14 protein-coding genes are annotated in these 10,534 nt (G+C 65.1%); 6 read left to right on the top strand and 8 right to left on the bottom strand.

All coding sequences use genetic code 11. The features are described 5' to 3' along the window. The 3 genes from DLJ53_RS32990 to DLJ53_RS32980 all read right to left on the bottom strand — a co-directional run. Positions 1-500, bottom strand: a 500-nt coding sequence (locus tag DLJ53_RS32990; RefSeq protein WP_162409799.1) for a type IV secretory system conjugative DNA transfer family protein, incomplete at its 3' end; no start/stop codon positions are given. Positions 501-511: 11 nt separating this feature from the next. Continuing rightward, entirely contained in the window at positions 512-2,230 is a 1,719-nt protein-coding gene (locus tag DLJ53_RS32985) for a relaxase/mobilization nuclease domain-containing protein (protein ID WP_111352567.1), read from the bottom strand. Then, the gene (locus DLJ53_RS32980) at positions 2,227-2,703 is read right to left on the bottom strand and encodes a DNA mobilization endonuclease VirD1/MobC family subunit (protein ID WP_111352566.1); all 477 of its coding nucleotides are present in this window, start codon (positions 2,701-2,703) and stop codon (positions 2,227-2,229) included. The genes DLJ53_RS32985 and DLJ53_RS32980 overlap by 4 nt, the downstream gene beginning before the upstream one ends. A 533-nt stretch (positions 2,704-3,236) precedes the next feature. Here DLJ53_RS32980 and DLJ53_RS32975 point away from each other — a divergent pair. Continuing rightward, the gene (locus DLJ53_RS32975; RefSeq protein ID WP_111352565.1) at positions 3,237-3,941 is read left to right on the top strand and encodes a nucleotide-binding protein; all 705 of its coding nucleotides are present in this window, start codon (positions 3,237-3,239) and stop codon (positions 3,939-3,941) included. Further along, positions 3,941-4,603: a hypothetical protein gene (locus DLJ53_RS32970; protein ID WP_111352564.1), complete on the top strand. Its 663-nt coding sequence runs from the start codon at positions 3,941-3,943 to the stop codon at positions 4,601-4,603. Before DLJ53_RS32975 ends, DLJ53_RS32970 begins: the two co-directional genes overlap by 1 nt. 312 nt (positions 4,604-4,915) lie before the next feature. Here the strand turns inward: DLJ53_RS32970 and DLJ53_RS32965 are convergent, their stop codons facing one another. The 5 genes from DLJ53_RS32965 to DLJ53_RS32945 form a co-directional block, all read right to left on the bottom strand. Beyond that, positions 4,916-5,245 carry an addiction module antidote protein gene (locus DLJ53_RS32965; protein WP_111352563.1) on the bottom strand — a complete coding sequence of 110 codons (330 nt, stop codon included), beginning with the start codon at positions 5,243-5,245 and terminating at the stop codon, positions 4,916-4,918. Further along, the gene (locus tag DLJ53_RS32960; protein ID WP_111352562.1) at positions 5,229-5,534 is read right to left on the bottom strand and encodes a type II toxin-antitoxin system RelE/ParE family toxin; all 306 of its coding nucleotides are present in this window, start codon (positions 5,532-5,534) and stop codon (positions 5,229-5,231) included. Before DLJ53_RS32960 ends, DLJ53_RS32965 begins: the two co-directional genes overlap by 17 nt. Before the next feature lie 266 nt (positions 5,535-5,800). Then, positions 5,801-6,709 carry an ArdC family protein gene (locus tag DLJ53_RS32955; protein WP_111352561.1) on the bottom strand — a complete coding sequence of 303 codons (909 nt, stop codon included), beginning with the start codon at positions 6,707-6,709 and terminating at the stop codon, positions 5,801-5,803. 520 nt (positions 6,710-7,229) lie between these two features. Then, the gene (locus DLJ53_RS32950; protein ID WP_111352560.1) at positions 7,230-7,478 is read right to left on the bottom strand and encodes a hypothetical protein; all 249 of its coding nucleotides are present in this window, start codon (positions 7,476-7,478) and stop codon (positions 7,230-7,232) included. A 59-nt stretch (positions 7,479-7,537) separates the two neighbouring features. Beyond that, the gene (locus DLJ53_RS32945) at positions 7,538-8,110 is read right to left on the bottom strand and encodes a hypothetical protein (protein ID WP_111352559.1); all 573 of its coding nucleotides are present in this window, start codon (positions 8,108-8,110) and stop codon (positions 7,538-7,540) included. A gap of 261 nt (positions 8,111-8,371) precedes the next feature. Between DLJ53_RS32945 and DLJ53_RS36575 the strand changes: the two genes are divergently transcribed. From DLJ53_RS36575 to DLJ53_RS32925, 4 genes are all read left to right on the top strand, one after another. After that, a complete protein-coding gene (locus DLJ53_RS36575) occupies positions 8,372-8,581 on the top strand; it encodes a hypothetical protein (RefSeq protein WP_342353616.1) in 210 nt (69 codons plus the stop codon). Positions 8,582-9,132: 551 nt separating this feature from the next. Then, positions 9,133-9,828: a dCTP deaminase domain-containing protein gene (locus DLJ53_RS32935; RefSeq protein ID WP_083551976.1), complete on the top strand. Its 696-nt coding sequence runs from the start codon at positions 9,133-9,135 to the stop codon at positions 9,826-9,828. Positions 9,829-9,893: 65 nt separating this feature from the next. Next, positions 9,894-10,178, top strand: a complete 285-nt coding sequence (locus DLJ53_RS32930) for a hypothetical protein (RefSeq protein WP_111352558.1) — start codon at positions 9,894-9,896, stop codon at positions 10,176-10,178. Further along, positions 10,175-10,531, top strand: a complete 357-nt coding sequence (locus DLJ53_RS32925) for a helix-turn-helix domain-containing protein (protein ID WP_083551974.1) — start codon at positions 10,175-10,177, stop codon at positions 10,529-10,531. The genes DLJ53_RS32930 and DLJ53_RS32925 overlap by 4 nt, the downstream gene beginning before the upstream one ends. Positions 10,532-10,534 lie beyond the last annotated feature (3 nt).

The raw sequence follows: 10,534 nt of genomic DNA, 5'->3' as shown, positions 1-10,534 counted from the left end.
ACCGAGCCCTTGTAGGTGAGGAGGGTCGGGATCACGACGCCGACACCCTTGCCCGATCCGGTCGGCGCCGCGATCAGGCTGTGCGGAATATCATGCGAGGTGAAGAACTCGCCCGCGGATCGAGGGCGCGCCAGCTTGCCGTAGATCGGTCCGCGCACGTCCTCGAGCCTGGCCGTGAGACCGGCCTTGCGCAGCTCCTGGGGCTTGGCCCACTCGGCCGAGCCGTGGCTCGTGCGTTTGGGCTTGTGGCCGATGGCCGGGACCGCCACGACGAAGAAGGCCGCGACGCCGGCGAGGACGATGAGACCCGTTCGGAAGGGCTCGCCAAACCGGCCGACGATCCACGGGGCGTGCTCGAAGAACGTTCCGAAGCCGACATCGGCGATGTCGCCGCCGCTGCGCCAGGTCGTGTAGCCACCGGCAGCGAGCACCCCCAGCATGAGCCCGATAGCGAGCCCGATCAGCGCGAGGACGAGAACGTCGCGTGCGGTCTTCCCCACGACGTCCACCCCTACAGCCCGCGTCCTCCATCTCGCTCGCGCGCTTTGCGGGCGGCGTTCTTTCTCTGCTGCTCGTCGCGCTCCTGCCGATCGGTCTCAGCTCGCTGCGCCTCGGTGTCCCTATCGGTACGGCCCTTGTCAGCCTCTCCCGCCGCGCTGCGCGCAGGCGGTGCCGTGGTGCGGATCCCGGGTCCAGCGTCGACGGCCGGCCCGCTCCGGGCTTCCTCGCGTGCCGTCTGATAGACGGCAGCGATCTCCGTATGCATGCGCTGCAAGGCGTGATCGCGCTGCTCGCGGGTTTCCTTGCGGTCGCCGCGCAGGCTTCGCGACAGCTCGCGCTCACGCGCCTCCGCCGCGCCATACTGGTCCGCGAGGGCTTTGGACGGCGGCCCGCCCGAATAGCGCTCCACCGTCGCCTCGCCATTAAGGCCGTATCTCTCGGCGATTTGGCGCACCTCGACATCGGCCGCTTCCTTGAGCGCCGCACTTTGCGCGTCGGTGCCGGCGAGGCTCTGATAGCGCCCGGGCGCGGCAGGCCGCTGGTAATCACGATACTGGGCGCCCTGCATGTAGGGCGCCGCCTCGGCCTTGAGGCTCGCCACCTGCCGCATCAGTCGCACGCGCTCCGCCCCGCCCGGCAAATCGGCGATCCCCTCGTCCATCCGGTCGAACCGTGATTGCGTCTCGATGCGCGCCTGGTCGAGCTTCTGGCTCATCGTGGCAATCTCCTCTCGGCTGATCCTCGTGTGCTCGTCCTGCCGCTCGGATAAGGCCTTTCCATGTTCGATCGTGGCAGAGACCCGACGGAGGGCCTCCGCCATCCCTGGCGCGTCGCGCTCCAGCATCGTCGCCTCGGCCGCGAACCGACGGGCGTAATGGATGATCGCGGCCGCGGCTCGGATCGCAGAAACCTCGGAGTGAGCGGGCGCCACCGGTGTGCGCCCCTCCTTTGAAGCACGGCGGAACTCGGCGTCGGGAACGGTCCGCTCGTGAACGCCGCGGGCGTACCGCGGCGTCGCCTCGAGGTCGATCCCTTCCCCCTGCCCTACCGTCACGGCGAGGTCTCGCATCGCCTGATAATTGAACTCGCTGCGCTTGGAGACCTTCAGCCACGTCCCGTTGTCGAGGCCGCGTCGATGCACGACGACATGGATGTGCGGGTGGTCACGGTCGGTATGGAAAGCCGTGTAGTAGTCGAAGCTGTCGCCGCCATAGGCACCTGAGCCGAACATCTCCTCGGCCCACGCGCGGCCAGCTCTTTCGGCCGCCGCCTCGTCGGTCCCCTGCGGGAAACTGACGATGAAGTGCGAGGTGCGGTCCGCGCGGGCCTCGCCGTCGGTCGGCATGGCCCAGGCACGGACCATGTTCGCGACCTCCTCCTCGTCGATCTCGATGCCCATGAAGCGCTCGGAGCGCTGCAGCTCGACGCCACCCTGCCGCGCCAGATAGTTCATCTGCGCCTTCAGCCCGGCGACGTTCCGGGCGCCGCCGGTCCGCACCATCTTCACCACGGCCTGAGCGCTATGCCCTGGAACGCAAGGCGGCATCGGCGCTCCGCCAGGAGCGATATCCTCCTGATGCGCCGCGGCGATGGACTGCCGCATGGCCGCGCGTCCGCCGCGTCCGAGATCGATCTCGCCCCAATCCTCGCCCATGACGGCGTCGACGGCGGAAACATAGGCGGGAGCCCCCTTCCCCTTCGCCAAAAGCTCGAGGACCGGTTGCCTCACGATGACGACGCCTTGCGCAGCCGCGCCTCGCCGTCGGTGCGCCGGGTCGCGGTCTCGGTGATGGTGCGAAGCTCCGTATCGAGGCGCGACAGCGCCTTCCCGAGGTCTCTGCGCTCCTCCATGAAGGCACGATAGTCCGGGTCGTGGGTCCGATTTGCGGACTTGGCGATCTGGTTCACGTTCCGCGCGATGCCGGCAATCTGGGCCTGGACGTCCTTGAGGACGGCGAGCGTCTCGGCATCGGCCTCCAGAAACCCGCCGATCCGACGTGCCGCAATCCTCAAAGCGCGGTTTCGCTTGAGCCCGGCGCGGGCGATCGCCTCGTCGAACGCGGTGAGCTCGGCCTCCGTCATCTTCACCGAGACTATCTTCTCGGCCCGATTGGTCGCCGAGCTGGAGGCGTCGCTCGTCCACGAACCGCCCGAGAATCGGCGGTTCGGCCAGGGTGGCTGGCGGTCGGGATCGTCGGTCATGCGGGGAGGATCGGAGAGGTGAGGTGGCTCTAATCGCGAAAGTTCTACTTTCCAATATATCCTGCCTCGTACCTCACCTCAACCCATTGTCTTTGAAGACGCAACCGCCTCGTTGGGCCGACCCATCGCATCACGTTTGAGCTGAGGGAGCCGCGCTCCACGAGAGTCTGACCACCATACGCCATCACAGCGTTACCCCACTGCAGCGATGCATCAACGCCGCATTGGCTCAGCACGACCTCGCAGCGGCACAGCACTGCAGAATTACTGATCTGCCTGTTTGCAGCTCTGCATATTCACCGCCTCACACCGATGCCTCGATACGGCTCCGCAGCAACACAGAAACACGTCGTTCTCTCTCCGCATCACCACAGCATTGCAGGACCGCATATTAACGCCATTGCAGGATTGCCGTGCTACCGCGACACAGCAAAGCCCCAACGGCGACGTACCTCGCCACATCAACGCATCGCCGCGCGGTCACATCTTCGCAGCGATGCAGCACCGCAGCATCAGGAGACGAGGCAGTCGGCATGAAGCTCATCGCGTTCACATCCTTCAAAGGCGGGAGCGGCAAATCCACGACGCTGATGGCCGTCGCCTCCATCCTCTCCGAGCGCGGGATGAAGGTTGCCTGCTTCGAAGCGGACGATAACGAGCCCCTCGCCACATGGCGGGGTTACGGCAGCGAGATCGGCACCTGGGACGAGGCCAAGTGCGCGGTCTACGGCGCGCTCGATCTCGACGAGTTCGAGAAGAGCTACGAAGCGGCCGAGAAAGACGGATGCCAGATCGGCCTCATCGACACCCGTGGTGGTGGGTCTGACCTCAACCAGGCGATCCTGATGAACGCCTCCCTCATCGTCATTCCGACCGGGCTGTCCGTGATCGAGATCGACGAAGCGTTGGAGACGCTCCGCTACGTTGTCGAGTTCATGAAGACGATGAAGATCGACCGGCCTGTCGGCCTCTCGCTCAACCGCGTCCCCACGGGACGGCTGTCCAAGGGGGAGGAGAGCAGCCTCGACGTTTTGAAGGAAATGCCGACCTTCGACGCGAAGATTCCGGCCCGCCGCATCTACTCAGAGATCAAGGGGCTAGGTCTCCTCCATCTCTACCACAAGCGTCTGACCGAAACGCCGTCCAAACGCATCGCCGCTGGCCACACCGAGGTGGCCCTGATCGAGATCCGCTCCTTTACCGACGAATTGCTTGCCGCCCTCGAGGAGGATCACTGATGGGCATCGTCAGACCCGGCAAGGATACCCCGTCCTTCGACGAATTCCGGCGCAAGCGCTCCCCAAAGGGTGGGTTCTTCGGCGACACGGAAGGCTCTTCCGCACAGACCAGAGAAGCCGAAGTACAATCTCCCGCCACTGAGGCGCCGACACCCGCACAGACGTCCCTCGCCCCGGTCAAGAAAACGGCGCCCGAACCCGAGCCGAAGCCAAAAGTCGCGGCACCAGCCGGCCCAACCCCGGCTCGACCAGCCGCCACCGCATCGCCTGCAACTGCTGACGCGGCGCCAGCCCCGGAACCGGCGCCCGCCACCCCCAAAGGCGAGACGATACTGCTCAAAGCGCGGCTCGCCATACCCGCACAGGGTCACAGCGCGAAGTTCGACCAGGCCGCCGCGGTCTATGGCGACAAATCCGCTCTGCAGCTTCTGCTGGCGCCGGCGCTGACCGCCTACAGCGCCGCGATCCAAGCCGGCACCATCGGCAGTGCGCTGCCCGAGTACCCGAGAGGGGCGGGGAGTATCCAGATAAGCCGGGCCATCAGCCCGGACGTCTACGAGAAGGCGCGGGCCATCCTCGATCCGATGGCGCTGTTCCCGCCGGGCAAGCTCTCTGCCGCCATCTGCCGCCAGGCGCTGAGCCATTCGTTGGCGGCCGGCTGAACGGATCGGATCCGCCGCAGGAGCCGCGTCCCGGCAAAGCCGGGCCACGGCTGCGGGGGCTGTCTGCCCCCGGCGCGCGTTGCGCGCTCCCCCGAGGATATTTTCAGAAGATGATTGAGGGGAGTGGTCCGCGGCCGCCGACTTGAACCTCGGCGTCGGCCTGATAGGCTGACGCCACGGTACAGCCGGGGACGGCGATGACCGTGAAGGTGATGGCCGGAGCGAAAGCTCCGGCCTATTTCTTTGCGGGCGAGCGCTCGCGGAGCCGGATCACCTCAGAAGGGCAGGGGGGCGCGATGGCTTCCCGCCCGGTCAGGTCTGCCGTGGGTCCATCTCGGCAGGATCGAGCGGCCGGGCCGAAAGCCCCAGGCCCATCGCCGCCATCACCCGCAGCACCGTCGAGAACTTCGGGTCGCCTTGCTCGCCGAGGGACTTGTAGAGGCTCGTCCGCCCGACATTCGCCTCGGCGGCGATCTCCCCCATGCCGAGGGATCGCGCCACCTGGCTGAGAGCCCGCCGAAACTCCGCGGGATCACCGTCCTGCATGGCATCCGACAGGTAGGCTGCACGCGCCTCCGCGCTGTCGAGATAGTCGGCCTCGTCGAACTCCGGCAGCGTGCTCACATCAATCTTGTTCGTCATCGCCCACATCTCCAATCGTCGATGCAAGAGTTTTCGCTTTCGCGATATCGGCTTGCTGACTGTCCTTGTCGCCACCCAACAACAGAACCACGATCGTTCGGCCTCGCTGGGTAAAATACACGCGGTATCCTGGCCCGAAGTCGATGCGAAGCTCACTGACACCGCCGCCGACCGGCTTGACGTCACCGAAGTTGCCGGCCCTCATCCGCCCGATCCGACGGGCAATGACAGCACGGGCACGCACGTCTCGGAGCCGCCGCAGCCACTTGTCGAACTCGGGAAGGGGCAATGTATCCTATAGGAGACACATTGCAAGCGCCTTGTCTCCTGCAGGATACAATTTGAATCGACACCTGGCCGCAACCCGGCTTTCGGCGCGAAGCGCCGGTGCGGGCCGGGGGAGGGCGTAGCTCTCCGCCGGCCCGCACAATTTCGGGCTATCCGCCTCGTCTTGGTCGTCCTCGCCTTGCTGGGCGCTCCATCTGCCCGGCGCGCACGAAAAAGCCGCCGCACCATCTGGCGCGGCGGCTCGATCTGCCTGCTGCAGCGGTCGGATCAGGCGGCAAGCGCCTCCTCGCTCTCCTCGGACTTCGGGCATTCCTCGCGGCGGGCACGCTGCAAGATGAAGTCCCCCGCCTTCTGCGCCTCGGACGCGGCGCGGAAGATGGCGCGCTTGTCCTCCTTCAACGCCTTGAGCCATCCCTCGACGTAGGCGCCGGACTGATCGAATTCCGGCGTGACGCCGATCTGAACGCCCAGCATGCACGCGCCGATCTCGGCCACGAGTTCCTCGAAGGCATACGCCTTGCGGTCGGAAAACCGCGAGAAGCGATCAAGGCGGACGCTCGCGCCGGTCCAGTGGGTGAGCTCATGCGCAAGGGTGCCGTAAAATCCCTGCGCGTCGTGGAAGGTGGCGACGGGCGGCATATGGATGCGGTCGGCCTGAACGTCATAGTAGGCGCGGGGGTCGGCGCTCGTCTCGATGGTCGCGCCGGTGCGCGCAAAGAAGGCGTCAAGCTCGGGGTCAGCAGCGGTGCCGAGGTCGCGGGCCGGGTCGGGGCGGATGTAAAATTCCTCGGGCAAACCGTCGATCTGGTCGGCGTTGAAGACGCGGTAGGCGCGGCAATAGGGGATGCGCTTTTCCTCGCCGTTGTCGCCCTCGCGCTCGATGGTGCCGTACTTCACCACACACGCGGATTTCTCGCCCTTGCGAACCTGCCCGCCGAGCTCGCCCGCCTGCCGGTACGTCATCCAGCGCGCCGACGAGAAGCCCGCCATCGCCGCAGTCGCCCACAACATCAGGACATTGATCCCGCGATACTCGTCACCACTGAAGCGGCGAGGAAGGCACGCGCCGCCAGTGCCGCCCGTCCATGGCTTGCGCCAGGGCGGTGTCCCGGCCTCGATCTGCGCGATGATTTCGCTGGTGACGTGCTCATAGACGTCGAATTTCGCCTTCGCCATGTGTGGCCTCCGTCGCAGCCCGTCCGGTCCTGGTACCGATCATTGGGCGGGGTTTCTGAAGAGGCCCGCGAAGCGGCCCTCTCCTGAAACCCTGCCTCCCGGCGAGGGCAGGAGGGGGTGCCACGCAAGCTCGCGCGCAGCGTCCCGAAGGGGGCGGGGGGAGGGGGATCACCTGGCCACGCAGCGCGGCCGTCAGGCCGTGACCGTGGTTGGGGACACCCCCCGCCAGCTGCGCGCGAGCTTGCGTGGGGGAACCGGCGGTTCCCCCTGCGCCAAAGGGATCGTGACCCGAATGGGCCGAGACTGAGGGGGGAGGGCGACCATGCAGCCCGCGGCGGGTGGCAGCTCGGAGAGACGCCACACGGCGCCCTTGGGCTGCAGGGAGAACGCCCCGCTCAGGCTCGGGGAGGCCCGTTTACGGGCCGAGTAGAGCCCGGTCCCGCGTGCGGGATTGGCCCGGCCGGCTCATCGCAATCGGCTCGCCTGGGTGACACCCTCGATCAGCTGAGGGCGGCGCCGATCACTGCGCCGGACGGCGATCACGAATGACGGCTTCATCGCCGAAATAGCCGATCCAACGATCGAAGATCACGCGGGCCTCGTCCTGGGCGCGCCGCGCCTCGTCGTCCAGGCACTGCATGTAGTCCTCGATGCCTTCCAAGTACGCAGCGTACTCGTCGTTGATGAAGGCGCGCAGCTCCGGGTCGTTCCTCGGCGGGGCGTAGGGGTAGGGCTCGGCCGGCGGCAGGCAGGCTTGGCCGAAGGCCATGCCCGCCTTGAGCAGGCTGACCCCTACAGCAACTACGAGACGGCCGAGGGCAGCCCGCATCAGTAGGTGATGACGTTGACGACGCCCCCGCCGTATTGAACGCCGGTGTCCCACTGCTGCCAGCCCGGCGAATAGGCCGCGTCGGTCCCAGGCTCGACGACGATGTGGGTGCGCAACGTGTGCCGCTCCGGCGCGGACTTGCCGAAATAGACGGTCGTCCCGTCGTCGCCCGCACCGTAGCTGATGGAGGAGGTGTAGCAGAAGGCGCGCACTTCAGTCCGGTAGTCCTCGTTCCGCACCTCGTGATGGAGTTGCTTATCCTCGGGGCAGGAGAACGCCTCGGGTGAGGTCGCGGAAAGCCAGCCATAGTCCACGTCGTAGTTGTCGTAGGGCGTGCCGTCGCTCATGAGGCACAGCCCGATCGGCGACTTCGGCGGGACCGACGTGATGCGGTCGATCATGTGCTCAAAGGCGTCGGCACACCCGGCCGGAAAGCCGCCGGCGAGGCACAGGATGAGCTTGCAGTCGATGTCATAGGCACTGGCCGCCTGGGCCGTCGGGGCGGGGAGGGTGGTTGCACCGATCGCCAGCACGGCGGAACCGATGACGAGCCAGCGGGAGGAGTGTTTCATCAAGGGAACTCGTGTGGCCGCAGCGCGAGCGTGTTGGCGCATTTGCTGCAAATTTGAATTATCGATTACATTTCAAATTTGACGAGAATGCGATGCGAGCACCACCCAGTACCGCTTGGGCGCTGCTCTACGGGGTGAGAAGGCGAGACGGGCGACCGGATAAAGACCCAACGGCGAAGCCGGTATGCCGCCGCAAAGACAACCGGGCGAAGGGACTATGGGCGGACTACAGAGAGCGCAAGCGGAGAGGGTGTTCGAGAGATGGCACTGACGAAGAGCTTCAAGGAGACGGTGAAGGCGCGGGCCGACCGTGACCCGGCGTTCCGCGTGGGCCTCCTCCAGGAGGCGCTCGAGGCCTTCCTCGACGGTGACCTCGCCACCGGCAAGGTCCTGCTGCGCAACTACGTCAACGCAACCGGCGGCTTCGAGGAGCTCGGCTCACAAATCTGCACAAGAGCCCGAAGGGCCTGATGCGGATGCTGAGCGAGGAGGGCAATCCGCGGGCCGACAATCTGTTCGCCCTCGTGGCCCATCTCAAGACGGCGGAAGGTGTGTCGCTCTTGGTCACATCAAAACCGGCGCGGTAGGGACAGACGCATCACCCCATGCTGCCCTATCAAAATCGGACCGAGTCCGTTGAAGAAGTCCGTCGTTTACAGGCCCGTTGCCGATCGCCCGTTCCCTCGAATCTGCGCCGTCTTAATCCTGGAGTTGCCACGTTTCGGCGGACAGCTCTGCGCTTATACCGACGCGCCAAATCGTTGATTTGTCGCGTGCCGGTGACGCTCAGGCGCCGCGCGGGCTTGACCAGCGCGGAATGGATGATTGGAAAGGCGCGCTGGTATTACAGATTGAAGCCGCTCCTTTGCGGAACGTTCGTAATTGACGGCTGCGGAGCAAGATCGATTCGTAGACCGACGGCACCGCATTGGCGCCGGTGTCCTGCGGCATGTAGGTGCTGCGCGCCGCCCCCCGATTGGTTATCGCAGAACGGATAATACGGCAGCAGGTGAGGGAGCGAGATGGCGTTCTGGAGTGGAGAGACGCTAAAGCAAAGGCTACCTGAACTCGTTGAGCCCTATGCCGAGGTGGCAATCGACTGTGCTGCCTACACGCTGCGCATTGGCGAAGAGATTTATGTAAGTCCAGACCGGCAGATTTTAGCTCCGGATCGACATACTAAGCGCAAATTGGCGCAAGGTGACAGCTTCACAATTCCGCCGGGGCAATTTGCCTTCCTGGTGACTGAAGAACGGATCAAGGTTCCGGACGATGCGCTAGCATTTATATCTATCAAGGCTAAGCTGAAGTTTAATGGTCTTATCAACATCTCCGGGTTCCACGTCGATCCGGGGTATGATGGGCACTTGCTCTTTTCGGTTCTCAATGCCGGGCCTCGGCCGCTGCATCTTCAGCGCGGTCAGCCACTGTTTCTGATCTGGTATGCAGCCCTCGACGGCGTTACCACCATGAAGAAGGAAGAAGCTGGGTTCGCCGGAATCAAACCGGACATGCTGACCGGGATCAGCGGCGAGATTCAGAGCTTGCAGCGACTCTCGGAAGACTACAGGGAGTTGGAAAGGCGCTTCGACGCCAAGCTGAACGAGATCCAGTCCAGGACAAACAGCTTGAGCACCTTGGTCAATGTGTTTGTGGGCCTGGCCGTCGCCGTGATTGTCGGCTTCCTGATCCTCGTCGCGCAGATCATGCTGTCATAGGCCTTGTCTGAAATTCAGACATAGTCCATATATGACGTCTGAGAAGGCGACACGCAGAGGATGCCGTGCAGTTTCCGGAGAAAGAGATCGAAGCGGCGATCCGCGATGAGATCGCCCGTGCGCCGGCAGACCGGCCACCAACCAAGGGTGGCTGGCGGCCGGAAGTGGACTCGCTGGTGGTGGTGATGGTGACGCTCCGGGTTGAGCGGGAACTGGGCATCACTCTGCCGGAAACGGTCATGCCGCCCGGCGGCTTCGATGATGCCGAGACCTGCGTCCGCAGCATTCTCGCGCAATGCCGGACGCTCTGGACGGAGAAGCAGCCACAGGAGGGAGCACAGGTATCATGAGCACACAGCCACTCGGCTTTGCCGGCCCGGCCGACGAGGGTCAGGTTCTGGGCGCAAGGCTGAAAGAAGCCCGTGAATATATCGGCCTGAAGCAGGAGCAGGTCGCAACGCATCTTGGCATCCCCCGCACCGGCGTATCGGATATCGAGAAGGGCAAGCGGTCGGTCAGCGCCATTGAGCTGAAGAAGCTAGCGCATCTGTATCAGCGCCCGGTGCAGTTCTTCACCGGCGATGAACCGGCCGTGCCGGCCGATGTGGCGTTTCTCGCCCGCACGGCATCGGCCCTGTCGGACGGTGACCGGCAGGAGTTGCAGCGATTTGCCGAGTTCCTGCAGGCGAAGTCGAAGGGTTGACCG

The organism is Acuticoccus sediminis, from assembly GCF_003258595.1.
GTDB classification, from domain to species: Bacteria; Pseudomonadota; Alphaproteobacteria; order Rhizobiales; family Amorphaceae; genus Acuticoccus; species Acuticoccus sediminis.
Note: the sequence above shows the minus strand (reverse complement) of the source record. Positions and strands in the feature narration are given on the sequence as shown.

Bases quoted from the DNA above. Each gene is read 5' to 3' on its own strand.
- DLJ53_RS32980 (WP_111352566.1), bottom strand. From the start codon at position 2,703: ATGACCGACGATCCCGACCGCCAGCCACCCTGGCCGAACCGCCGATTC.
- DLJ53_RS32975 (WP_111352565.1), top strand. From the start codon at position 3,237: ATGAAGCTCATCGCGTTCACATCCTTCAAAGGCGGGAGCGGCAAATCC.
- DLJ53_RS32970 (WP_111352564.1), top strand. From the start codon at position 3,941: ATGGGCATCGTCAGACCCGGCAAGGATACCCCGTCCTTCGACGAATTC.
- DLJ53_RS32965 (WP_111352563.1), bottom strand. From the start codon at position 5,245: ATGACGAACAAGATTGATGTGAGCACGCTGCCGGAGTTCGACGAGGCC.
- DLJ53_RS32955 (WP_111352561.1), bottom strand. From the start codon at position 6,709: ATGGCGAAGGCGAAATTCGACGTCTATGAGCACGTCACCAGCGAAATC.
- DLJ53_RS32950 (WP_111352560.1), bottom strand. From the start codon at position 7,478: ATGGCCTTCGGCCAAGCCTGCCTGCCGCCGGCCGAGCCCTACCCCTAC.
- DLJ53_RS32945 (WP_111352559.1), bottom strand. From the start codon at position 8,110: ATGAAACACTCCTCCCGCTGGCTCGTCATCGGTTCCGCCGTGCTGGCG.
- DLJ53_RS36575 (WP_342353616.1), top strand. From the start codon at position 8,372: ATGGCACTGACGAAGAGCTTCAAGGAGACGGTGAAGGCGCGGGCCGAC.
- DLJ53_RS32935 (WP_083551976.1), top strand. From the start codon at position 9,133: ATGGCGTTCTGGAGTGGAGAGACGCTAAAGCAAAGGCTACCTGAACTC.
- DLJ53_RS32925 (WP_083551974.1), top strand. From the start codon at position 10,175: ATGAGCACACAGCCACTCGGCTTTGCCGGCCCGGCCGACGAGGGTCAG.